Genomic DNA, 21523 nt, shown 5'->3' with positions numbered 1-21523 from the left:
GCCGCGGGCCGGGCCGCCGCGGAGGGGGCCAGCGGCCGGACGGCGGCGGCCCCGCGGATCGTCTGCCGGAGCACGCACCCCGGCGCCGCGGACGCCGCCGGGGCCCGGGCCGCCGGAGCGACGGGCCCGGCAGGCCCGGTCAGGCGGTGCCGGTTCGTACCGCGATGACCGCCACCGTCGTGTAACGCATCGTGAAGTCTCCCCCCGCCTCGTCGATGGCGGCCCCGACGCCCGCCAGCACCTCCGCCAGCCTGTCCGGCGGGAGCCGGGTGAAGGCGCCCTGGGTGGGCATCTGGTCCAGCCACTCGTCCCTGGTGTAGAGGCGCTCCCAGTCGTGTCGCCACTGCTCCGGTTCGCCGAACCCGCCCGCCTCCCGGATCCCGTCGGCGGCCCTGGCGAGGAGTGCCCGGTACCCGTCCGGGGCCCCCTTCGTCATCGCCCGGAAGTCGAACGGCGCACCGGGCACCGCCCGCCGGCAGACCTCGGCGACGGCCTCCCCCAGATCGGGCGGAAACTGGAACACGTTCCAGAACGGCGCCAGCAGGCCGCCGGGGCGCAGCACCCGCGCGGCCTTGGCCGCTCCCGCGGCCGGGTCGATCCAGTGCCAGGCCTGGCCGGCGACGACCGCGTCGAACTCCCGGCCGGCCGGGTCCCAGGTCTCGAACGTCGCCACCTCGACCCCGATCCCGAACCGCCGCGCCACGTCCGCCATGCGGGGGTCGGGCTCGACCCCGAGCACCCGGCAGCCGGCCGCCCGGAACCGCCGGGCGGCGATGCCGGTGCCGCAACCGACGTCGAGGACCTCGGGGCCGGGGCTGCCGGCGACGACCCGCTCCACCACGGCGTCGGGATAGTCGGGCCGGGCACGGTCGTAGCGTTCGGCGTCCACGCCGAACGACTCCGCCATCCGTCGGTGCCGATGGGGCTCGTGTTCGGAGGGGCGAGCCCGCTCCGGCGGTACAGTGGGCATGCGCCCACTATGAGTGGGCACGCGCCCACTCGTCAACCGGGCAGAGCCCGCGGGGAAAGGAGGGACGTACGGTGCCGACAGGGGTGGCCATCCGCGACGTGCGCGAGCAGTTGTTCGACGCCGCCGAGCGCATCCTGCTCCGGGACGGGCCGAACGCGCTGACCAGCCGGGCGGTCACCACGGAGGCGGGCTGCGCCAAGGGCGTCCTGCACCGGCACTTCGCCGACTTCGACGCCTTCCTCACCGAGCTCGTGCAGGACCGCACCGCCCGGATCGACGGCCAGGCCGCCGCCCTGCGCGAGTCGGCCGGGACCGGCACCGTCGCCGACAACCTCGCCGGAGCGCTGACGGACCTGTTCGGATCGGTCGCGGTGGCGATCGTCGCCCTCATCACCTTCCGGGACGACCTGCGCGCCCGGCTGCATCGGGCCGGGTCGGCCGGCGTCCCGGTCCTGACGGAGGCCACGGCCATGATCGCCTCGTACCTGGCCGCCGAGCGCGACCTGGGCCGCATCGCGGCCGACGCCGACGTCGACACGCTCGCGCCCACCCTGATCGGAGCCGGGCACCTGCTGTTCGCCGACCGGAAGGGCACCCCGCCGGAGGCCGAAGCCGTCCGCAGGGTCGTGACCACGGTCGTCGCCGGCGTCGTACGGGACCCGCAGCCGTGAACGCCCCCGCGGCGGGCCCGGGTTCCGCCGGACGGTCCGTGCGCCGACAGGGCGACGGCCGGCGGTTCCCGGCGCACCGGTCCTGGTGAGGCACGCCCCGGACGGACGGGCCGGCGGGCCGCACCGCTGCCGCGGAACCGGGGCCGCCGCCCTCCGTCCGTCCGGTGGTCCCGTGTCTGCGCCGCCCGCGAGGGGGTAGGCGTCAGACGTCGGACGGAGCACCGTCCCCGACCCCCCGCCGTGGCCTGGAAGGACACAGCTCAAGGCCCATCCGTACAGACGGGAGCCGCCCAGTGTTCTACTACGTGCTCAAGTACGTCCTGTTGGGGCCACTGCTGCGGCTGGTGTTCCGGCCCCGCATCGAGGGCCTGGAGCACGTTCCGGACGAGGGCGCGGCGATCATCGCCGGGAACCACCTGTCGTTCTCCGACCACTTCCTGATGCCCTCGATCCTCAAGCGGCGCATCACCTTCCTGGCCAAGGCGGAGTACTTCACCGGACCGGGGCTGAAGGGCAGGCTGACCGCGGCGTTCTTCCGCAGCGTGGGGCAGATCCCGGTGGACCGCTCGGGCCGGGGCGCCGGCCAGGCGGCGATCGAGGAGGGCCTGAAGGTGCTGCGCAGGGGCGAGTTGCTCGGCATCTACCCCGAGGGCACCCGGTCGCACGACGGGCGGCTGTACCGGGGCCGGGTCGGGGTGGCCGTCATGGCGCTCCGGGCGAAGGCGCCGGTGGTCCCGTGCGCCATGGTGGGCACCTTCGAGATCCAGCCGCCGGGCCGGGCCCTTCCCCGGATCGGACGGCCGGTGACCATCCGGTTCGGCCCGCCGCTGGACTTCTCGCGCTTCGCGGGGATGGACGACCAGCGCACGGTGCTGCGGGCGGTCACCGACGAGATCATGTACGCGATCATGAGCCTGTCCGGTCAGGAGTACGTGGACCTGTACGCCCCCGACGCCAAGGCCGCGCAGGCGGCGGCCCGGCAGTCCGGTGACGCGACCCCGGCGGACCCGCCGACTACGTCCGGCGCCGGCGGTACCGGCACGGAGTGACCGCCGCCGTCACGCCGTGACGGCGGCCGCGGCGCCGACGCCGTCCTCGGCTCCGACCGGCGGCGTGACCGGGAGCCCGGTGCGGCGCCCGGACTCCACGGGATCCGCGACCCGGCCGTCCCGCCGGGGCCGCCGCCCTATCGGCGCCCGTCGCGACGGCGCTGGGCCACGACCGGCCGGACGCCCTCACGGGAGCCCGGCCGACGGCCGCCCCGGGCGCGGGCGGCACGATGCCGCGGTCGGGGGCGTGCCTCGACGGCCACGGCGCCGCGGGTCCGGCGCAGGTGCTCGTACTGTGCCCGGTGCTCAGCCCGACGGCCGCCGCTCCGGCGGTCCGAGCCCCGAGACCCCGGAGGGGCCGTGCGCCACCGCCGGGACGGACGGCGACGTACGGCCCCTCCGGAACTCCCTCGCGTCCTACGCGCCCCGGTGCCCCGGGCGCCGGTCTCCGGCGGCCGGGCCCGGGTGGTGCGCCGCGATGCCGAAGCGGCCGCGTTCGCCCGGAGCGGACGGCACCTCCCGCACGGCGGAGACCGTGCTGATCACCCCGTCCCGCTCGGGCGCGTCCTGCTGTTCCAGTCGTTCCAGGTCAGCGGCGGTCACCAGGGCCACCAGCGGCTTCCCGTGGCGCGTCACCACCACCCGTTCGCCGCCGTACACCACACGGTTGATCAGGTCGGCGAGTTCGGCGCGGGCTTGCGTCACCGGAATTTCGTAAGCCATGCTCCCAGCATAACCACATGTACGTCCTGTACATTTTGTACGCGCCCGCACCGCACACGCCGCCGACCACCACCGCCGACGAAGGGATCCCGTGCCATGGACGGCCCGATCGCCCGCCACGTCCTGCCCGAGTTCACCGAGCGCACCAGCCTCGGGGTCCGGACCCTGGACCCGTACTCCAAGCTGCTGGAGGAGCGCATCGTCTTCCTGGGCACGCGGATCGACGACGCCGCCGCCAACGACGTCATGGCCCAGCTCGTCCACCTCGAACACGCCGCGCCCGAGCGGGACATCTCGCTGTACATCAACTCCCCCGGCGGCTCCTTCACCGCGATGACCGCGATCCACGACACGATGCGGTACGTCGGCTGCGACATCGAGACCGTCTGTCTGGGACAGGCCGCCGACACCGCGGCCGTGCTGCTCGCGGCGGGCACCCCCGGCAAGCGGCTGGCCCTGCCCGGCGCGCGCATCGTCATCCGCCAGCCCGCCCTCGCCGAGCCCGCCCGGGGGCAGGCCGCGGACCTGGAGATCCAGGCCCGGGAGATGCTGCGCACCCGTGAGAAGCTGGAAGAACTCCTCGCCGAACACACCGGCCGACCCCTGGTGCGCGTCCGGCAGGACCTCGAACGGGATCTGTTCCTCGACGCCGAGGGCGCGGTGGCCTACGGGCTCGTGGACCGGCTGACGGCAGGGCGCAAGACGTCCCGCGCGGTACGCGCGCCGAGGTGAGAGGGGCTGAGGCCAGTGCTGCCTCCCGAACTGCCTCCCCTGCCCGCCCTGACGCGGGCCGAGGGCGAGGTGATCGACCGCTATCTGGAGGTGGTCGATCTGCTGGGCCGGATCAATCCCGCCCGCGGACACGACACCTACGGCGCCCTGCGCGCCGCCCAGGCGCTGGTCGGCAGGGCGACCGCGCTGCGGGACGCGCTGGCCGTGATGTACGAGCGCGGTGAGACCGAAGTCCACGCGGGCACCCTGGAACGGGCGCTGCGCGTGCTGGACGGGCAGCGGCGCACGTCCCTGATAGCGCTTCCGCCCGAGCCGGAGGGCCGGCCGGGCTGATCGGAACAGGCGGGCCGCGCGGGTCGGGCGGAGCGATCGGGCCGAGCGGAGCGATCGGACGGGCCGACGGTGCGTGAGCCGACCCCGGCGGGCAACCCAGCCCCTATGAACGACCGCCGCGAGACGCCCCTGGAGCGCGACGACCGCAACTTCGTCGAGCTGCTGCAGGAGCTGCGGGTCATCCAGACGGGCGTCCAGATCCTCTTCGCCTTCCTGCTCACCCTGGCCTTCACCCAGCGCTTCCCCCGCCTGGACGAGGTGCAGCGCGGCACCTACATCACGACGCTGCTGCTGGCCGTCGCCGCGACCATCCTCTTCACCGCCCCGGCCGCGCTGCACCGGGCGCTGTTCCGGCGCGGGGCCAAACGGCTGATCGTCGAGGTGTCCTCGCGGCTGGCCGCCGCCGGGCTGGTGGTGCTCGGCCTCGCGCTGGCCGGTGCGGTGCTGCTGGTCGTGGACGTGGTGCTGGGACGGGCCGCGGGGATCACGGTGGCGGCGTGCGTGCTCCTCTTCTGCACCGCGGTGTGGGCGGTGCTGCCCCTCGGGCTCCGCAGGCGGCGGGTCAGAACAGCGGATCGCACAGCAGCACGGTCCCCAGAGCGGTCAGCAGGGCGCCGGTGAGTCCGTCGAGCGTGCGGGCGGCACGCGGACGGCGCAGCAGGCCGCCGAGCCGGTCCACCAGCAGGGCCACGGCCGGGAACCACAGCAGCGCCAGCGCCACGACCAGTCCCGCCAGCAGGGCGGTGCGCGGCAGCACGGGGCGGCCGTCGGGGACGAACTGCGGCAGCAGGGCGAGGAAGAGCACCGGTGCCTTGGGGTTGAGCACGTTGGTGAGGAAGCCCTCGCGCAGTCCCCGCACCGCGGCCGTCCGCGGTGCGGGGCCTTCCCGGCCGGCCGGGCCGCGCAGCGCGCCGGCCAGCGCGCGGACCCCCAGGCAGAGCAGGTACGCGCCGCCCAGCAACCGCAGGGCGTGGAACAGGGCGGGCACGGCCACCAGGACCGCGGCCACCCCGGCGACCGCGAGCGCGGTGTGCACCAGCAGCCCGCCGGCGACCCCCAGGGCCGCGGCGATCCCGGCGCGGCGGGAGGTGAGCGCGTTGCGCACCACGACGGTGAAGTCGGCGCCGGGCAGGGCGACCATGCCCGCCGCGACCCCGGTGAAGGCGACCAGGTGTGCGTCCATGGGCACCAGCCTGGCGGAGGTGGCCCTGTAGCAGGTATTGGCAATGTGCTGGGTCTGCGTTAAGAAGCCCTTGTGTACGATCCGACGCGCCTGGCCGCCCTGGTCGCGGTCGCCGAGGCCGGTTCGATCACCCGCGCCGCCGCCCGGCTCGGCTACACCGCGCCCGCCCTCTCCCAGCAACTCGCCAAGCTCGAGCGGGAGGCGGGCACCGCGCTGCTGGTGCGCCACCGCCACGGCACCCGGCTGACGGCGGCCGGCGAGCTGCTGGCCGCCCGGGCGCGGCGGGTGCTGGACGAGCTGGACCGGGCCCGGTACGAACTGGCGTCCCTGACGGGGCTGTCCGGCGGGCGGCTGCGGGTGGGCACCTTCATGACGGCGGGGGCGCACGTGCTGCCGCCGGTGCTGAGCGCCTTCCGGCGGGCGCATCCGGACGTGGAGCTGGGCGTCGTGGAGTTCGAGCCGCCCGCCGGAGTGGAGGCGGTGGCCCGGGGCGAGGTGGACCTGGCCCTGACCCACGTCTACCGGCCGGGGCCGGTGGCGCAGCCGCCCGCGGGGGTGCGGCTGGAGACGCTGCTGACCGAGGAGCTGGTGCTGGTGACGGCGCCGGGGCACGCGCTGTCGGCGGGGGCGGGACGGCTGCCGCTGACCGAACTGGCCGGTCAGCCCCTGATCAGCAGCGCGCCCGCCAACTCCCACCGGCGCGAGGTGGAGGCGGAGCTGGCGCGGGCGGGCGCGAGCGTGGCGGTGCGCTGTGAGACGCCGGGCTACGTCCTGGTGTGCGCGCTGGTCAGCGCGGGTCTGGGGGTGGCCGTGGTGCCGGAGATGATGGCCGCGGTGGCGGTGGCTCCGCTGGGGGTGCGGCGGCTCGGGCCGCCGGAGCTGGGGCGCACGATCTCGGTGGCCTACCGCACCGGGGAGCGCGCTCCGGCGGCGGACACGCTGCGGGCGCTGCTGCGCGGCGGCTTCGCCCGTAGGGGTGCGGTCCGTACGGGTGCGGGCTGACCCGGGGGCCGGGACGGGCCGGCCGGTACGGGCGGGGGTGCCGGTACGGGCCGGTCAGCCCAGGGGCGCCCGCCGGGGCAGGACGATCCAGACGGTCTTGCCGCCCTCGGCGGTGGGCTCGATGGTGAGGCCGCCGCCCAGTTCGGCGGCGAGGCTGCGGATGATGACCATGCCGCGGCCGTTGTCCTGCTGGACGGCGGCGGGCAGCCGCCGGGGCCGGCGCGGGTGGCTGTCGGTGACGCCGACCCGGAGCGTCTCGTCGTGTTCCAGCCGGACGTCGACGGTGAAGGTGGGCGACCGGCCGAAGGTGTGCTGGACGGCGTTGGTGGCCAGTTCGGAGACGATCAGCCGGACGGCGTCCGCCAGATCGTTTCCGCTGACTCCACCTGCGACGCCCCACTCGGCGAGCGTGTCCGTGACGTATCTGCGCGCGGCCGTGACGGAGGCCGGGACACTGGGGAGGGTGACGGACGCTTCCTGATGATCTGCCATGGCGAGCTTCGTCCCTTTCCCATCGGGGCGGGATTCCGGCGTGGTGCCGGGCGGTGGAGGCGGAACCGCCCTCGGATGGCTGCTTCGCGCCAGCGTGCCACCACACCGGCTCCGATGCGGTCGATCCCCCGACATGTGCCGGTTTCTGTCGCCCGAAGCGGTGAACTCTGCGACAGACGAGCCTTTTTGACGCGTCCGCCGGACGGAGGGCCCCGGACCGGTTCCGGACGGCCCCGGACCGCGCTCCGCCCACCGCTCCCTGGTCAGGCCGCCGGTGCCGTACGCACGACGGTGGCGACCGCCGCGTCCAGCTCGGCGTCCGTCAGGTCGGCGCGGGCGGTCAGCCGCAGCCGGGAGACGCCGTCGGGCACCGACGGCGGCCGGAAACAGCCCACGGCCAGCCCCGCGTCCCGGCAGTCGGCGGCCCAGCGGACGGCCGACTCCGGGGAGGGGGCGCGTACGGACACCACGGCGGCGTCCGGGCGGGTGGCGTCCAGGCCGGCGGCCGTCAGCCGCGCGTACAGCCCCCTGGCGACCTCGCGGACGCGGGCGGCCCGGGCGGGTTCGCGGCGCAGCACCCGCAGCGCCGCGAGGGCGGCACCGGCGGCTGCGGGGGCCAGGCCGGTGTCGAAGACGAAGGTGCGGGCGGTGTTGACGAGGTGGTCGATCACGCGGGCCGGCCCGAGGACGGCGCCGCCCTGGCTGCCCAGGGACTTGGAGAGGGTGACGGTGACCACCACGTCCGGGGCGCCGGACAGGCCCGCGGCGTGCGGGGCGCCCCGGCCGCCGTCGCCGAGGACGCCGAGGCCGTGCGCGTCGTCCACCAGCAGCGCGGCGCCGTGCTCGCGGCAGACGGCGGCCAGTTCGGGCAGCGGCGCGGCGTCGCCGTCGACGGAGAAGACGGCGTCGGTGACGGCCAGGGCGCGGCCGTCGAAGCCGTCGAGCGCCTTGCGGACGGCACCGGGATCGGCGTGCGGGACGACGGCGGTCCGCGCGCGGGAGAGGCGGCACCCGTCGATCAGGGAGGCGTGGTTGGCGGCGTCGGAGACCACCAGCGTGCCGCGGTCGGTCAGGGCGGTGACGGCGGCGAGGTTGGCGGTGTAGCCGGAGGAGAACACCAGGGCGGCCTCGAAACCGCAGAAGCCGGCGAGTTCCGCCTCCAGTTCGGCGTGCAGTTCGGTGCTGCCGGTGACCAGACGGGAACCGGTGGCGCCCGCGCCCCACCGGCGGGCGGCGGCCCCGGCGGCGGCGACCACCTCCGGGTGCCGGGCCAGCCCCAGGTAGTCGTTGCCGGCCAGGTCGAGCGGGGAGGAGTCGGCGGCGCGGGGGCGCAGGGAGCGCACCAGGCCCGCGCGGCGGCGGTGCTCGCGCTGCTCCTCGATCCAGCCGAAGGGGTCCCGGGGGGCGCGGGGGGATTCCTGGGGGTCGTGGGGCATGGGGCCGTCCCTGGTCGTCCGTCGGGTCCGCCCCAAGGTAGCCGCCGGACGCCCCCGCGCGGGATGTGGTGATCCACACACCGCGCGTGTCGGCGGTTGTGCGGGTCCGTCCTTGGCCCGGGGCGGCGGGGTAGGACAGGATCGGCCCATGGATCTGCTGAACACGCTGGTGGACAAGGGACTGCGGCGCGAGCTGCCCACACGCGACGAGGCGCTGGCCGTGCTGGCCACCTCCGACGACGAACTCCTGGATGTGGTGGCCGCGGCCGGGCGGGTGCGGCGCCACTGGTTCGGCCGGCGGGTCAAGCTGAACTACCTGGTCAACCTGAAGTCGGGGCTGTGCCCGGAGGACTGCTCGTACTGCTCGCAGCGGCTGGGGTCGAAGGCCGACATCCTCAAGTACACCTGGCTGAAGCCGGAGGAGGCCGCCGCCGCGGCCGGCGCGGGCGTGGCCGGGGGCGCCAAGCGGGTGTGCCTGGTGGCGAGCGGGCGCGGGCCCACCGACCGGGACGTGGAGCGGGTCTCGAAGACCATCGCCGCGATCAAGGAACAGAACCAGGACGTCGAGGTGTGCGCCTGCCTCGGCCTGCTCTCCGAGGGGCAGGCGGAGCGGCTGCGCGCGGCGGGCGCGGACGCCTACAACCACAACCTCAACACCTCCGAGGCCACGTACGGGGACATCACCACCACCCACACCTACGCCGATCGGGTGGAAACGGTCCAGCAGGCGCAGGCGGCCGGGCTGTCGGCCTGCTCGGGGCTGATCGCGGGCATGGGCGAGACGGACGAGGACCTGGTGGACGTGGTCTTCGCGCTGCGCGCGCTGGACCCGGACTCGGTTCCGGTGAACTTCCTCATCCCGTTCGAGGGGACGCCGCTGGCGAAGGAGTGGAACCTCACCCCGCAGCGCTGCCTGCGCATCCTGGCGATGGTCCGCTTCGTCTGCCCCGACGTGGAGGTCCGGCTGGCCGGCGGGCGCGAGGTGCACCTGCGGTCGATGCAGCCGCTGGCCCTCCACCTGGCCAACTCGATCTTCCTGGGCGACTACCTCACCAGTGAGGGCCAGGCGGGCAGGGCCGACCTGGAGATGATCGCCGACGCCGGTTTCGAGGTGGAGGGCGCCGGGGAGCGGACCCTGCCGCCCCACCGGGCGGACGCCTCCGGCGGCTGCGGCGGGGAGGGCGGCACGGAGGACGGCCGGGGCTGCGGACCGTGCGGCGGCGGAGCCGCCGGGGAGGCCGCCGGCGGTGCGACGGCGGCCGGCCGGGCGCGTACGGACCTGGTGGCCGTACGGCGGCGGGGCGCGGGCACGGAGCTGCCGCCCAATGCCTGACGCGCTCTCCCCCCTCTCCCCGGACCTCCCCCCGGGGCCCGGTCCGGGGCTCTCCCCCGAGGAACTGCTCGACCTCGACCGCCGTCACGTCTGGCACCCCTACGGTCCGATGCCGGGCCGCTCCGAGCCGCTGGTCGTCTCCTCCGCGTCCGGGGTCCGGCTGCGGCTGGCGCGCCCGGCCTGGGGGCGCGAGGAGCTGGTCGACGGGATGTCGTCGTGGTGGGCGGCGATCCACGGCTACAACCACCCGGTGCTCAACGACGCGGCGCGCGCCCAGTTGGAGCGGATGAGCCACGTGATGTTCGGCGGGCTCACGCACGAGCCGGCCGTACGGCTGGCCGGCCGGCTGGTGGAGATCGCGCCGGAGGGACTGGAGCACGTCTTCCTCGCCGACTCCGGCTCGGTCTCGGTCGAGGTGGCCGTGAAGATGTGCCTGCAGTACTGGCGTTCGCTCGGCAGGCCGGGCAAGCGCCGGCTGCTGACCTGGCGCGGCGGCTACCACGGGGACACCTGGCAGCCGATGTCGGTGTGCGACCCCGACGGCGGCATGCACCACCTGTGGTCGGGGCTGCTGCCCCGCCAGGTCTTCGCGGACGCGCCGCCGGACGGCTTCGACGCCGGGCCGGACCCGGCCTACGCGGCGCACCTGCGGGAGATGGTCGCCGCGCACGCCGACGAGCTGGCCGCGGTGGTCGTGGAACCCGTGGTGCAGGGCGCGGGCGGAATGCGCTTCCACTCCCCCGCCTACCTGCGGGTGCTGCGCGAGGCGTGCGACGAGCACGACGTGCTGCTGGTGCTGGACGAGATCGCCACCGGCTTCGGGCGGACGGGCGCGCTGTTCGCGGCCGGCCACGCGGGGATCTCCCCCGATGTGATGTGCGTCGGCAAGGCGCTGACCGGCGGCTACCTGACGATGGCCGCGACGCTGTGCACGGCGCGGGTGGCGGAGGGCATCTCGCGCGGCGAGGTGCCGGTGCTGGCCCACGGCCCGACGTTCATGGGCAATCCCCTGGCGGCGGCGGTCGCCGACGCCTCGCTCGGGCTGCTGCTCGGGCAGGACTGGGCGGGCGAGGTGAAGCGGATCGAGACCGGGCTGCGCGCCGGACTCGCCGAGGCGGCCGCGCTGCCCGGGGTGCGGGACGTACGGGTGCTGGGGGCGATCGGCGTGGTCCAGCTCGACCACGAGGTGGACATGGCGGCGGCCACCGAGGCGGCGGTGCGCGCGGGCGTGTGGCTGCGGCCGTTCCGCGATCTGGTCTACACCATGCCGCCGTACGTCACCGGTGACGAGGACGTGGCGCGGATCGCCGCCGCGGTGTGCGCGGCGGCACGCGCGGGCTGAGGCCGGGGCCGGGCGACCGGGCAGGCCGGACACACGCGGGGCACGCGAAGGACACGAGGAAGGGCACGAGGATGTCGGTGCTGGTCGTCACCGGAACGGGTACGGAGGTCGGCAAGACCGTGGCCACGGCGGCGCTGGCCGCCGCGGCACTGGCGGCGGACCGTTCGGTGGCCGTGCTCAAACCGGCGCAGACCGGGGTGGCCGAGGGCGAGCCGGGGGACGTGGCCGAGGTGCGGCGGCTGGCCGGTGCGGACGTGACCGCCGTGGAGCTCGCCCGCTACCCCGATCCGCTGGCGCCGGAGACCGCGGCGCGGCGCGCCGGTCTGCCCTGGGTGCGTCCCGAGGCGGTGGCGGAGACGGCGCGGACGCTGGCTAAGGAGCACGACCTGGTGCTGGTCGAGGGCGCGGGCGGGCTGCTGGTGCGCTTCGACGACCGGGGCGCGACCCTCGCGGACGCCGCCCGGCTGCTCGGGGCGCCGGTGCTGGTGGTCGCCGCGGCCGGGCTGGGCACCCTGAACGCCACGGCGCTGACGGCGGAGGCGCTGCGCTCGCGCGGCCTGGAGTGCGCCGGGGTGGTGGTCGGGAGCTGGCCCGAGGAGCCGGACCTCGCGGCCCGCTGCAACCTGACCGATCTCCCGGTGGCGGCGGGCGCGCCCCTGGTCGGGCTGCTGCCGCAGGGGGCGGCGGCCCTGGCCCCGGCGGACTTCCGGAAACTGGCCGGGACGTGGCTGGCCCCGGACCTCGGCGGCACCTGGGCGGGCGCGGCCCCGTCCGCGGGAGCAGACTGGGGGTGACCCGTTGGATCGGAGGGCTCCCATGGCGACTCGCGGCGACAGCCCCTCCCGCGGTGAGCCCCGGTGCGGCACCGTGCACCATCCGCTCTTCGCGCGCTTCTACGCCCGGCTCGCCCCGGTGCTGGACGAGCGGACGGGCGTCGGCGCGCACCGCGCCGAGCTGCTGGCGGGGCTGTCCGGCCGGGTGATCGAGGTCGGGGCGGGAAGCGGCCTGAACCTCCCCCGCTACCCGGCCGGCGTCCGCGAGGTGGTGGCCGTCGAGCCGGAGCCCGGCCTGCGGCGGCTGGCGGCCGGCGCCGCACGGCACGCCGGTGTCCCGGTCACCGTGGTGCCGGGCGTGGCGGAGGAACTGCCCGCGGCCGACGGCTCGTTCGACGCGGCCGTGGCGTCGCTGGTGCTGTGCTCCGTCCGGGATCCCGCCCGCTCCCTGGCGGAGATACGGCGGGTGCTGCGGCCGGGCGGGGAGCTGCGTTTCTACGAGCACGTCCGGGCGGCGACCCCGGCGGGAGCCCTGCTCCAGCGGGCGCTGGACCGCACGGTGTGGCCGCGGCTCTTCGGCGGCTGCCACAGCGGCCGGGACACGGTCGCCGCGATCGGGGCGGCGGGCTTCGTCTCCGTCCGCCACCGGCGCCTGCGGGTGCCGGAGCGCGGTGTGCCGACCCCGATCTCGTCGCTCGTCCTGGGCAGCGCGCGGCGGCCGTAGCGGGGCGGGGCCGTACGGGAGCGGCGGAGCGGGCACGGCCCTGCCGCGGCGCGTCAGAGGGTCCAGCCGCGCAGTCCACCGGCGACGGCGCGGACGTCCGCGGTGCCGTGCCGTCCCTGACCAGCCGGGCGAGGTCGCGGACCTGCTCGGGCAGACGGCGGCCTTCAGGCCGGCGGCCACCAGGCAGGCGTAGGCGACGGCGGAGGCGAACAGGGCGTTGGACCGCTCCAGAGCGGGGACGCGCAGCGGGAGCCGGAGCAGGGCGGCGGCCCGGTCGTGGGGGCCGGGGTTGGACGGGGCGGTCAAGACGGCCGCCCCGTGGCGGGCGACCGCGGCGATCAGGGCGCCGTAGTCGGTCGCGCGGGGGTCACCGGGGCCTTCTCCTCGGCGACCATGAGCAGCCGGGCGAGATCGATGCGGAGGGCCACGAAGGCCGGTGCCCCTCGCGTTCCCGGCCGGACTCCTCGGCGAAGGCCGTCTCGTACTGCTTCATGAAGTCGGCCGCCGCCTCGACGAAGGCGTGCCCCGCCGGGACCGCCCGTCGGCGGGCGGTCCCGGCGGTCTTCTCGCCCACGCGGACGTTCGGCCGGGCCCTGGCCACACCACCACGCCGGCGCCCGGGCGCCGGCACCGCCGAGCGGCCCCGGTGGTGGCCTACGGGACCGTTCCGCGAACCTCCCGGGGGATGCCCGGCCGCACACCGGGTAGTGCACTGGTCACGGCTCCCGCACGGGGAGCCGTCCGTCCCCGAGGAGGTGCGGTGTCCGCAGAAGAGACGGAAGAGACGGGAAGGACGCGGGAGGCGCACGAGGCGCACGAGGCACCGGGGCACGGGCGGACGGCCGCCCGCGCCCGTGCGCTGACCAAGCGGTACGGCAGCGGTGAGGCGGCCGTCCTGGCCCTGGACGCGGTGGACGTCGACATCGCCGAGGGCCGGTTCACGGCGGTGATGGGCCCCTCCGGCTCGGGCAAGTCGACGCTGATGCACTGCCTGGCCGGGCTGGACTCGGTCACCGGGGGGCGGGTGTGGGTCGGCGACGCGGAGATCACCGGACTGAACGACCAGGAGCTCACCCGGCTGCGGCGGGACGAGATCGGCTTCGTGTTCCAGTCGTTCAACCTGCTGCCCACCCTGACGGCGCTGGAGAACATCACCCTGCCCATGGACATCGCGGGCCACCGGCCGGACCCGGAGTGGCTGGACACGGTGATCGACACGCTCCGGCTGCGGGACCGCCTGAAGCACCGCCCGGCGCAGCTCTCCGGCGGCCAGCAGCAGCGGGTGGCGTGCGCCCGGGCGCTGGCGTCCCGGCCCAGGCTGGTCTTCGCGGACGAGCCGACCGGGAACCTCGACTCGCGCTCCGGCCTGGAACTGCTGCGCTTCCTGCGCCGGGCCGTGGACGACCTGGGGCAGACGGTGGTGATGGTGACCCACGACCCCGGCGCCGCGGCCCACTCCGACCTGGTGCTCTTCCTCGCCGACGGGCGGATCGTCGACGAGATGCCCGAGCCCACCGCGGAGGCGGTCCTGGAGCGCATGAAGCGGTTCGACCCCGTCCGGCAGTCCTGAGAGCAGGTCCTTGAGGACACCGGCTCCGTGAACACCGACACCGAGGAGGATCCATGGCGAGACCGTTCCGTTTCGGCGTCAACCTGGTCACCCCCGAGTCCGGCGACGCGTGGCGCGCGAAGTGCCGCCGCGCCGAGGAACTGGGGTACGACGTGCTGCTCGTGCCCGACCACCTCGGCATGCCCGCGCCGTTCCCGGCGCTGATCGCCGCGGCCGAGGCGACCGAGCGGCCCCGGGTGGGCACCTTCGTCCTCAACGCGGGCTTCTGGAACCCCGCCCTCCTCGCCCGCGAGATCGCCACCTGCGACCAGCTCACCGGCGGACGGCTGGAGGTGGGCCTGGGCACCGGGTACGTACGGTCCGAGCACGAGCGTGCCGGGCTGCCCTGGGGCTCACCGGGCGAACGGGTGGACCGCCTGGCGCGCACCATCACCGAGCTGGACCGGCTGCTGGCCGACCCCGAACACGTCCCGGCGCCCGCGCAGCGCCCCCGGCCGCCGCTGCTGGTCGGCGGCAACGGTGACCGGGTGCTGCGGCTGGCCGCCCGCCACGCCGACATCGCCGCCTTCACCGGCGGGCGGCAGCTCCCCGGCGCGCCCGAGGGCGTCCTGCAGTTGATCGGCCCGGACGAGCTGGAGGAGCGGGTGGCCGCCTACCGCCGCTTCGCCGCCGACCGGGACGGGCCCGCCGAGCTGAACTTCCTCGTCCAGCGGGTGGTGGTCACCGACGACCGGCGCGCGGTGGCCCGCGAGCTGGTCCCGCACGCCATGGGGCTGGACGAGGACGAGCTCCTGGCCCACCCGGCCCTGCTCGCCGGCAGCGTCAAGGAGATCGCCGAGCAGGTGCGCGCCCACCGCGAGCGGTACGGCTTCTCCTACTTCTGCGTGCTCGACCCGTACCTGGAGGCCTTCGGCCCGGTGATCGAGGAGCTGCGGGGCGGCTGATGCCCGCATGGTGAAATTCCCCGCGTCCGGCGTCCGGCCGGTGGTGGGATGCCCGCATGGACGATCTTCCCAACGGTTCCGGCCCGCGGATCCGCACGGCGACCGCGGCGGACGTCGACGCCGTCCTGGCCTTCTGGAAGGAGGCCGCCGAGGGGACGAGCATCAGCGACGACCGGGCGGGCGTGGCACGGCTGATCGAACGCGATCCGGAGGCGCTGCTGCTGGCCGTGCGCGACGGGGGGCCCGCGGCCCCGGCGGCCGGCCCGGCGGCCGATCCGGTGATCGGTTCGGTGATCGGTTCGGTGATCGCGGGCTTCGACGGCTGGCGCTGCCACCTGTACCGGCTCGCGGTCCATCCGGCGCACCGCCGCCGCGGCGTGGCCTCGGCCCTGCTGGCGGCGGCCGAGGAGCGGTTCGCCGCCCTGGGCGGACGGCGCGGCGACGCCATGGTGCTCGACCGCAACGAACTCGCCCACCGGGCGTGGCGCGCCGCGGGCTACGCGCCGCAGCCGCAGTGGAGCCGGTGGGTGAAGCCGCTGGCCCGACCGGCCTCCCGGCCGGGCCCCTGACCAGGACGGGGCCGGGCTCGGGGAACGCGCGGCGGCTCGCTTACGATGGACAACCCGTCGAACATGCGGAAGAAAGGTGTGTGAGCGTCCGCCCATGGGCGAGCCTCCCAGTAGCAGACACCGTCGCGACCACCGAGCGGACCTCTCCGTCCCGCCGGATCATGGGACGGAGGTGACCCGATGTCCGAAGTCCTCCTCCTGATCCTCGCCCTGCTGCTGACCCTCGCCTGTGCCGCGTTCGTCGCGGCCGAGTTCTCGCTGACCACCGTCGAGCGCAGCGAGCTGGAACGGGCCGTCGAACGCGGCGAGCCGGGCGCCGACAGCGCCCTGAAGGCCGTGCGGTCGCTCACCTTCCAGCTCTCCGGCGCCCAGCTCGGCATCACCGTCACCGGCCTGGTCATCGGCATGCTCGCCGAGCCCTCGACCGCCCGGCTGCTGGCCGGCCCGCTGCGGGCGGTCGGCCTGCCCGACTCGGCGGCGTCCTCCACGGCGCTGGTGCTCGGCACCGCGCTGTCCACCGTGGTGCTGATGGTCGTCGGCGAGCTGGTGCCGAAGAACCTGGCGATCTCCCACCCGCTGCCGGTCGCCCGCCGGGTCGCCGTCGCCCAGCGCGGCTTCAGCGCCGCCTTCCGGCCGCTGATCACCCACCTGAACAACACCGCCAACCGGGTGCTGCACCGCCTCGGCCTGGAGCCCACCGAGGAACTGGCCTCGGCCCGCTCCCCGCAGGAGCTGGTCGCCCTCGCCCGCCACTCGGCCCGCGAGGGCGCGCTGGAGGCGGACACCGCCGAGCTGTTCGTCCGCACCATCCAGCTCTCCGAGCTGACCGCGCAGAGCGTGATGACGCCGCGCGTGCAGGTGACGGCGCTGGAGGAGCACACCACCGCCGAGGACGTGGCCAACGCCTCCCGGGCCACCGGCCTGTCCCGCTTCCCGGTCTACCGGGGCAACCTCGACACCGTGGTCGGCGTCGCCCACATCAAGGACGTGATCGCCGTCCCCGCCGAGCGCCGCCCCTACCACCCGGTCACCGAGCTGCTGCGCGAGCCGGTGCTCGTGCCGGAGTCGCTGACCGTGGACCGGCTGCTGGACCGGCTGTCGGGCAAGAACAGCATCGCGGTGGTGATCGACGAGTACGGCGGCACGGCCGGAGTCGTCACCCTGGAGGACATCATCGAGGAGGTCGTGGGCGAGGTCCGCGACGAGCACGATCCGCTCCAGACGCCCGACCTGGTGCCGGCGGGCACGGACGGGGAGGGCCGCACGCTCTACGACGCGGACGGCGCGGCCCGCATGGACCAGTTGGAGACCATCGGCCTGCGCGCGCCGGAGGGCCCGTACGAGACCCTGGCCGGACTGGTCGCCACCGAGCTGGGCCGGATCCCGGCCGTGGGCGACGTCCTCCAGGTCGCCGGCTGGCGCCTGGAGGTCGTGGACGCCACCGGGCGGCGGGCCGCCGGGGTGCGGCTGACCTCGCCCCCGGAACCGGAGGGCGACGCCTACGGCGCCGACCACCACTACAGCGGCGGACGCCACCACGGTGCCGACGTCATCACCGCCGACGCCGCACCCGATGACGAGGAGGCGCGCCGGTGACCGTCGTCCAACTGCTGATCGGCGCGCTGACGCTGGTCGCCAACGCCTTCTTCGTGGGCGCCGAGTTCGCGATGATCTCCGTGCGCCGCAGCCAGATCGAACCGCTCGCCGAGCGGGGCGAGAAACGGGCGCGCAGCGTGGTGTGGGGCCTGGAGCACGTGTCGGCGCTGATGGCCGCCGCACAGCTCGGCATCACCCTGTCCACGCTGGTGCTGGGCGTGGTCGCCGAGCCGGCGATCGCGCACCTGCTGGAGCCGGTCTTCCACTTCGTGGGCGTGCCCGAGGGACTGATCCACCCGATCGCCTTCCTGATCGCGCTGACGGCGGCGACGTACCTGCACATGCTGTTCGGCGAGATGGTGCCGAAGAACATCGCGCTGGCCGCGCCCGAGCGCGCCGCGCTGCTGCTCGGGCCGCCGCTGGTCGGCCTCACCCGGGCCCTGCGGCCGGCGATCTTCGGCATCAACGCCCTCGCCAACGCCCTGCTGAAGCTGCTGCGGGTGGAGCCCAAGGACGAGGTGTCCGCGGCCTACTCCGACGACCAGCTCGCCCGGCTGGTGGCGGACTCCAGCGAGGCCGGGCTGCTGGACGAGCGCTCGACGGAGCGGCTGCGCGACGCGCTGGTGCTGGGCCGCCGCCCGGTGGCCGACGTCGTACGGCCCACCGACCACGTCGTGTTCGCCCCGCTCGGCATCACCCCCGAGGGCCTGGAGCTGCTCTCCGCGCGCAGCGGCTTCTCCCGCTTCCCGGTGGTGGACAACGGCGGCCGGGCGCTGGGCTACCTCCACGTCAAGGACGCGCTCGACGCCCTGCCGCGCGACGTGCCCTTCCCGGTCTCGGCGCTGCGGCCGATCGCGCGGGTGCGGGCGTCGACACCGCTGGACGACGTGCTGGGCGCGATGCGCAGCAGCGGCACCCACCTCGCGGCGGTGATCGGCACGGACGGCCGCGCGGCCGGGCTGGTCACCATGGAGGACGTGCTGCGGGAGCTGGTGGGCAGGTAGCGGCGGGACCGGCCGCGCGGGCCGCCGTACCGGGCGGCCGGTTACGATGCCTCCCACCATGGACAGCACACCCGCCCCGCCCGCCCCGCCCGTCATCACCAGTTTCGTCGCCCTGGGGGATTCCTTCACCGAAGGCATGTCGGACCTGCTGCCGGACGGCAGCTACCGGGGCTGGGCCGATCTGCTCGCCGCCCGTCTCGCCGCCCGCACCGACGGCTTCCGGTACGCCAACCTGGCGGTGCGCGGCAAGCTGATCGGGCAGATCGCCGAGGAGCAGGTGGGCGTCGCCGCCGCCATGGGCGCGGACCTGGTGACGCTGGTCGGCGGGCTCAACGACGTCCTGCGCCCGAAGTGCGACATGGGCCGGGTGTGCGGGCTGCTGGAGGAGTCGGTCGCCAAGCTCGCCCCGAACTGCGGGCAGTTGGTGCTGATGCGCAGCCCGGGGCGGCGCGGGCCGGTCCTGGAGCGGTACCGGGCGCGGATGGAGCACCTGTTCGCGCACATCGACGCCCTGGCCGAGGAGCACGGCGCCCTGGTGGTGGACCTGTACTCCTGCGACGCGCTGGGTGATCCGCAGATGTGGGCGGAGGACCGGCTGCACCTGACCGCGGAGGGGCACCGGCGGGTGGCCGAGGCCGTCTGGCAGCGGCTCGGTCACCCGGCCGAGTCGGACTGGACGGCGGCACTGCCGCCCGCCGTCCCGCCCGGCTGGTACGCGCGCCGCGTGGCCGATCTGCGCTTCGCACACCGGCACCTGCTGCCGTGGATCGGCCGGCGGCTGACCGGGCGCTCCTCCGGCGACGGCCGCGCGCCCAAGCGGCCCGAGCTGGTGCCGCTGCTCCCCACCGCCGCTCCGGCCGCCGCTCCAGTCGCCGCCCGGAGTGCCGACCTGGCGCCGCTGGCCTGCGAGGACACCCCGTAGAATCCCCGGGTGTGACAGACAAGCCGCGCATCCCGAACGTCCTGGCAGGCCGCTACGCCTCCGCGGAACTGGCCCGCCTGTGGTCCCCCGAGCACAAGGTGGTGCTGGAGAGGCGGCTGTGGCTGGCCGTGCTGCGGGCGCAGCGGGACCTGGGCGTGGACGTGCCCCAGGAGGCGCTGGCCGACTACGAGCGGGTGCTGGAGGAGGTCGACCTCGCCTCGATCGCCGAGCGCGAGAAGGTCACCCGCCACGACGTGAAGGCGCGGATCGAGGAGTTCAACGCGCTGGCCGGGCACGAGCACGTGCACAAGGGCATGACCTCCCGGGACCTGACGGAGAACGTCGAGCAGCTCCAGATCCGGCTGTCGCTGGAGCTGGTGCGCGACCGCTGCGTCGCCACCCTGGCCCGGCTGGGCCGCCTGGCCGCCGAGCACTCCGAGCTGGTGATGGCCGGCCGCTCCCACAACGTCGCCGCGCAGGCCACGACGCTGGGCAAGCGCTTCGCGACCGCCGCCGACGAGCTGCTGGTGGCGTACGCCCGGCTGGAGGAGCTGCTGGCGCGCTATCCGCTGCGGGGCATCAAGGGACCGGTCGGCACCGCCCAGGACATGCTGGACCTGCTGGGCGGGGACACGGGGAAGCTGGCCGAGCTGGAGGGGCGGATCGCCGCGCACCTCGGTTTCGGGCAGGCCTTCACCTCCGTCGGACAGGTCTACCCGCGCTCGCTGGACTACGAGGTGGTGACCGCGCTGGTGCAACTGGCCGCGGCGCCCTCCTCGCTGGCCAAGACGATCCGGCTGATGGCCGGCCACGAGCTGGTGACCGAGGGCTTCAAGCCGGGGCAGGTCGGTTCCTCGGCGATGCCGCACAAGATGAACACCCGCTCCTGCGAGCGCGTCAACGGGTTCGCCGTCATCCTGCGCGGCTACGCCTCCATGGTCGGCGAGCTGGCGGGCGACCAGTGGAACGAGGGCGACGTCTCCTGCTCGGTGGTGCGCCGCGTCGCCCTGCCCGACGCCTTCTTCGCCCTCGACGGCCTGCTGGAGACCTTCCTGACGGTGCTGGACGAGTTCGGCGCGTTCCCGGCGGTCGTGGCCCGCGAGCTGGACCGCTACCTGCCGTTCCTGGCCACCACCAAGGTGCTGATGGGCGCGGTGCGGGCCGGGGTCGGCCGGGAGACGGCCCACGAGGCCATCAAGGAGCACGCGGTCGCCTCGGCGCTGGCGCTGCGCGAGGGCGCCGAGCGCAACGAGCTGCTGGACCGGCTGGCCGCCGACGAGCGCATCCCGCTGGACCGGGGGCGGTTGGAGGAGCTGCTGGCGGACCGGCTGTCCTTCACCGGCGCGGCCGGCGACCAGGTCGCCTCGGTGGTGGCCCGGGTCGAGGAGATCGCCAAGCGGCACCCGGAGGCCGCCGCCTACACCCCGGGCGCGATCCTCTGAGACTGCCCGCGGCCCTTCCGGGAAGGAGGGGCGCGGGAGAAGAGATCCGTCAGGGAGGGCGATGTCCGAGGAGTCCGAGGAGAGGCCCGGGAAGGGGATGTCCGCGGAGGAGCTGGAGGCGCTGCGCGCCCGCACCGTCCCGGACGTGGTCGCCGAGGGGCTGCGCGTACTGTTCTGCGGGATAAACCCCGGGCTGACGACCGCTCGGCTGGGCCACCACTTCGCCCATCCCGGCAACCGCTTCTGGCCGGTGCTGCACGCCGCCGGGTTCACTCCCCGGCGGCTGAAGCCGTCCGAGCAGCACGAGCTGCTGTCGTACGGGCTGGGCATCACCAACATCTCCCCCCGTCCCACCGCCCGTGCCGACGAGCTGACCGCCGAGGAGTACCGCACCGGCGGGCGCGTGCTGACCGAGAAGGTGGCGCGGTTGCGTCCGGCCTGGCTGGCGGTGGTCGGGGTGACCGCCTACCGGGCGGCCTTCGGCGACCGGCGCGCCCGGATCGGCCCGCAGGAGGCGGCGATCGGCGGCACCCGGGTCTGGGTGCTGCCCAACCCCAGCGGACTCAACGCCCACTGGACGCTGGAGACGATGGCCGAGGAGTACGCCCGGCTGCGGGCCGCCGCGTTCGGCGACCCGGCCTGACCCGGCCCGCGTCCGGCCGCCGGCCCGGCGGTGCCCGCCGTCCGGCCCGGTGGTCCCCGACTCTCGTCGT

At 75.3% G+C, this 21523-nt stretch carries 24 protein-coding genes; 18 read left to right on the top strand and 6 right to left on the bottom strand.

What is annotated here, in order from left to right; all coding sequences use genetic code 11:
* Nucleotides 1–139 precede the first annotated feature (139 nt).
* Nucleotides 140–970 (bottom strand): class I SAM-dependent methyltransferase, encoded by an 831-nt coding sequence (locus tag VE546_RS09290; RefSeq protein WP_414720436.1) that lies wholly within the window; start codon nt 968–970, stop codon nt 140–142.
* Between the two features lie 71 nt (nt 971–1041).
* Between VE546_RS09290 and VE546_RS09285 the strand changes: the two genes are divergently transcribed.
* On the top strand, nt 1042–1641 hold the full coding sequence (locus VE546_RS09285) for a TetR/AcrR family transcriptional regulator (RefSeq protein WP_324920551.1): 600 nt from the start codon (nt 1042–1044) through the stop codon (nt 1639–1641).
* A gap of 293 nt (nt 1642–1934) precedes the next feature.
* Nucleotides 1935–2690, top strand: coding sequence for a lysophospholipid acyltransferase family protein (locus VE546_RS09280; protein WP_324920549.1), 756 nt, complete (start codon nt 1935–1937; stop codon nt 2688–2690).
* Between the two features lie 417 nt (nt 2691–3107).
* On the opposite strand, the gene VE546_RS09275 is transcribed toward VE546_RS09280, so the two are convergent.
* On the bottom strand, nt 3108–3413 hold the full coding sequence (locus VE546_RS09275) for a type II toxin-antitoxin system Phd/YefM family antitoxin (protein ID WP_324920547.1): 306 nt from the start codon (nt 3411–3413) through the stop codon (nt 3108–3110).
* A 96-nt stretch (nt 3414–3509) separates the two neighbouring features.
* Between VE546_RS09275 and VE546_RS09270 the strand changes: the two genes are divergently transcribed.
* From VE546_RS09270 to VE546_RS09260, 3 genes are all read left to right on the top strand, one after another.
* Entirely contained in the window at nt 3510–4145 is a 636-nt protein-coding gene (locus VE546_RS09270; RefSeq protein WP_324920545.1) for an ATP-dependent Clp protease proteolytic subunit, read from the top strand.
* Nucleotides 4146–4160: 15 nt separating this feature from the next.
* Nucleotides 4161–4478 carry a hypothetical protein gene (locus VE546_RS09265; protein ID WP_324920543.1) on the top strand — a complete coding sequence of 106 codons (318 nt, stop codon included), beginning with the start codon at nt 4161–4163 and terminating at the stop codon, nt 4476–4478.
* Nucleotides 4479–4583: 105 nt separating this feature from the next.
* Nucleotides 4584–5099: a DUF6328 family protein gene (locus VE546_RS09260; protein ID WP_324920541.1), complete on the top strand. Its 516-nt coding sequence runs from the start codon at nt 4584–4586 to the stop codon at nt 5097–5099.
* On the opposite strand, the gene VE546_RS09255 is transcribed toward VE546_RS09260, so the two are convergent.
* Complete coding sequence (locus VE546_RS09255) at nt 5041–5661, bottom strand: LysE family translocator (protein WP_324920540.1); 621 nt, start codon at nt 5659–5661, stop codon at nt 5041–5043. The genes VE546_RS09260 and VE546_RS09255 overlap by 59 nt on opposite strands.
* A gap of 72 nt (nt 5662–5733) precedes the next feature.
* Here VE546_RS09255 and VE546_RS09250 point away from each other — a divergent pair, with 72 nt between their 5' ends.
* Entirely contained in the window at nt 5734–6663 is a 930-nt protein-coding gene (locus VE546_RS09250; protein WP_324920539.1) for a LysR family transcriptional regulator, read from the top strand.
* A 54-nt stretch (nt 6664–6717) separates the two neighbouring features.
* Here VE546_RS09250 and VE546_RS09245 read toward each other — a convergent pair whose 3' ends face one another.
* Together VE546_RS09245 and VE546_RS09240 are read right to left on the bottom strand one after the other, a co-directional pair.
* The gene (locus VE546_RS09245) at nt 6718–7155 is read right to left on the bottom strand and encodes an ATP-binding protein (RefSeq protein ID WP_324920537.1); all 438 of its coding nucleotides are present in this window, start codon (nt 7153–7155) and stop codon (nt 6718–6720) included.
* A gap of 263 nt (nt 7156–7418) precedes the next feature.
* Nucleotides 7419–8591: an 8-amino-7-oxononanoate synthase gene (locus VE546_RS09240; RefSeq protein WP_324920535.1), complete on the bottom strand. Its 1173-nt coding sequence runs from the start codon at nt 8589–8591 to the stop codon at nt 7419–7421.
* Nucleotides 8592–8739: 148 nt separating this feature from the next.
* Between VE546_RS09240 and bioB the strand changes: the two genes are divergently transcribed.
* The 4 genes from bioB (at nt 8740) to VE546_RS09220 (ending at nt 12763) form a co-directional block, all read left to right on the top strand.
* Nucleotides 8740–9924 carry a biotin synthase BioB gene (gene bioB, locus VE546_RS09235; RefSeq protein WP_324920533.1) on the top strand — a complete coding sequence of 395 codons (1185 nt, stop codon included), beginning with the start codon at nt 8740–8742 and terminating at the stop codon, nt 9922–9924.
* Nucleotides 9917–11266 (top strand): adenosylmethionine--8-amino-7-oxononanoate transaminase, encoded by a 1350-nt coding sequence (locus VE546_RS09230; RefSeq protein WP_324920532.1) that lies wholly within the window; start codon nt 9917–9919, stop codon nt 11264–11266. Before bioB ends, VE546_RS09230 begins: the two co-directional genes overlap by 8 nt.
* Before the next feature lie 71 nt (nt 11267–11337).
* Entirely contained in the window at nt 11338–12060 is a 723-nt protein-coding gene (bioD, locus tag VE546_RS09225; protein ID WP_324920530.1) for a dethiobiotin synthase, read from the top strand.
* A 22-nt stretch (nt 12061–12082) separates the two neighbouring features.
* Nucleotides 12083–12763, top strand: a complete 681-nt coding sequence (locus VE546_RS09220) for a class I SAM-dependent methyltransferase (protein ID WP_324920528.1) — start codon at nt 12083–12085, stop codon at nt 12761–12763.
* A gap of 367 nt (nt 12764–13130) precedes the next feature.
* Here VE546_RS09220 and VE546_RS09215 read toward each other — a convergent pair whose 3' ends face one another.
* On the bottom strand, nt 13131–13364 hold the full coding sequence (locus VE546_RS09215) for a toxin-antitoxin system HicB family antitoxin (protein ID WP_324920526.1): 234 nt from the start codon (nt 13362–13364) through the stop codon (nt 13131–13133).
* A gap of 258 nt (nt 13365–13622) precedes the next feature.
* Here VE546_RS09215 and VE546_RS09210 point away from each other — a divergent pair, with 258 nt between their 5' ends.
* From VE546_RS09210 to mug, 8 genes are all read left to right on the top strand, one after another.
* A complete protein-coding gene (locus VE546_RS09210) occupies nt 13623–14333 on the top strand; it encodes an ABC transporter ATP-binding protein (protein WP_324920557.1) in 711 nt (236 codons plus the stop codon).
* Nucleotides 14334–14386: 53 nt separating this feature from the next.
* Nucleotides 14387–15277 (top strand): LLM class F420-dependent oxidoreductase, encoded by an 891-nt coding sequence (locus tag VE546_RS09205; RefSeq protein ID WP_324920524.1) that lies wholly within the window; start codon nt 14387–14389, stop codon nt 15275–15277.
* A 56-nt stretch (nt 15278–15333) separates the two neighbouring features.
* Entirely contained in the window at nt 15334–15846 is a 513-nt protein-coding gene (locus VE546_RS09200) for a GNAT family N-acetyltransferase (protein WP_324920522.1), read from the top strand.
* A 180-nt stretch (nt 15847–16026) separates the two neighbouring features.
* Nucleotides 16027–17442, top strand: a complete 1416-nt coding sequence (locus VE546_RS09195) for a hemolysin family protein (RefSeq protein ID WP_324920521.1) — start codon at nt 16027–16029, stop codon at nt 17440–17442.
* Nucleotides 17439–18446, top strand: coding sequence for a hemolysin family protein (locus VE546_RS09190; RefSeq protein ID WP_324920520.1), 1008 nt, complete (start codon nt 17439–17441; stop codon nt 18444–18446). The genes VE546_RS09195 and VE546_RS09190 overlap by 4 nt, the downstream gene beginning before the upstream one ends.
* Nucleotides 18447–18504: 58 nt before the next feature.
* Complete coding sequence (locus VE546_RS09185) at nt 18505–19368, top strand: SGNH/GDSL hydrolase family protein (protein WP_324920518.1); 864 nt, start codon at nt 18505–18507, stop codon at nt 19366–19368.
* 11 nt (nt 19369–19379) lie between these two features.
* Entirely contained in the window at nt 19380–20810 is a 1431-nt protein-coding gene (purB, locus tag VE546_RS09180; protein WP_324920517.1) for an adenylosuccinate lyase, read from the top strand.
* A gap of 97 nt (nt 20811–20907) precedes the next feature.
* A complete protein-coding gene (gene mug / locus VE546_RS09175; RefSeq protein ID WP_414720437.1) occupies nt 20908–21453 on the top strand; it encodes a G/U mismatch-specific DNA glycosylase in 546 nt (181 codons plus the stop codon).
* Nucleotides 21454–21523: the final 70 nt, after the last annotated feature.

It is taken from the genome of Streptomyces sp., assembly GCF_035644915.1.
In the GTDB taxonomy this organism is placed as follows: domain Bacteria; phylum Actinomycetota; class Actinomycetes; order Streptomycetales; family Streptomycetaceae; genus Streptomyces.
Note: the sequence above shows the minus strand (reverse complement) of the source record. Positions and strands in the feature narration are given on the sequence as shown.

Bases quoted from the DNA above. Each gene is read 5' to 3' on its own strand.
- VE546_RS09255 (WP_324920540.1), bottom strand. From the start codon at position 5,661: ATGGACGCACACCTGGTCGCCTTCACCGGGGTCGCGGCGGGCATGGTC.
- VE546_RS09245 (WP_324920537.1), bottom strand. From the start codon at position 7,155: ATGGCAGATCATCAGGAAGCGTCCGTCACCCTCCCCAGTGTCCCGGCC.
- VE546_RS09195 (WP_324920521.1), top strand. From the start codon at position 16,027: ATGTCCGAAGTCCTCCTCCTGATCCTCGCCCTGCTGCTGACCCTCGCC.
- bioB (WP_324920533.1), top strand. From the start codon at position 8,740: ATGGATCTGCTGAACACGCTGGTGGACAAGGGACTGCGGCGCGAGCTG.
- VE546_RS09220 (WP_324920528.1), top strand. From the start codon at position 12,083: ATGGCGACTCGCGGCGACAGCCCCTCCCGCGGTGAGCCCCGGTGCGGC.
- VE546_RS09230 (WP_324920532.1), top strand. From the start codon at position 9,917: ATGCCTGACGCGCTCTCCCCCCTCTCCCCGGACCTCCCCCCGGGGCCC.
- VE546_RS09205 (WP_324920524.1), top strand. From the start codon at position 14,387: ATGGCGAGACCGTTCCGTTTCGGCGTCAACCTGGTCACCCCCGAGTCC.
- VE546_RS09200 (WP_324920522.1), top strand. From the start codon at position 15,334: ATGGACGATCTTCCCAACGGTTCCGGCCCGCGGATCCGCACGGCGACC.
- VE546_RS09270 (WP_324920545.1), top strand. From the start codon at position 3,510: ATGGACGGCCCGATCGCCCGCCACGTCCTGCCCGAGTTCACCGAGCGC.
- bioD (WP_324920530.1), top strand. From the start codon at position 11,338: ATGTCGGTGCTGGTCGTCACCGGAACGGGTACGGAGGTCGGCAAGACC.
- VE546_RS09185 (WP_324920518.1), top strand. From the start codon at position 18,505: ATGGACAGCACACCCGCCCCGCCCGCCCCGCCCGTCATCACCAGTTTC.
- VE546_RS09260 (WP_324920541.1), top strand. From the start codon at position 4,584: ATGAACGACCGCCGCGAGACGCCCCTGGAGCGCGACGACCGCAACTTC.
- mug (WP_414720437.1), top strand. From the start codon at position 20,908: ATGTCCGCGGAGGAGCTGGAGGCGCTGCGCGCCCGCACCGTCCCGGAC.
- VE546_RS09240 (WP_324920535.1), bottom strand. From the start codon at position 8,591: ATGCCCCACGACCCCCAGGAATCCCCCCGCGCCCCCCGGGACCCCTTC.
- VE546_RS09290 (WP_414720436.1), bottom strand. From the start codon at position 970: ATGCCCACTGTACCGCCGGAGCGGGCTCGCCCCTCCGAACACGAGCCC.
- VE546_RS09275 (WP_324920547.1), bottom strand. From the start codon at position 3,413: ATGGCTTACGAAATTCCGGTGACGCAAGCCCGCGCCGAACTCGCCGAC.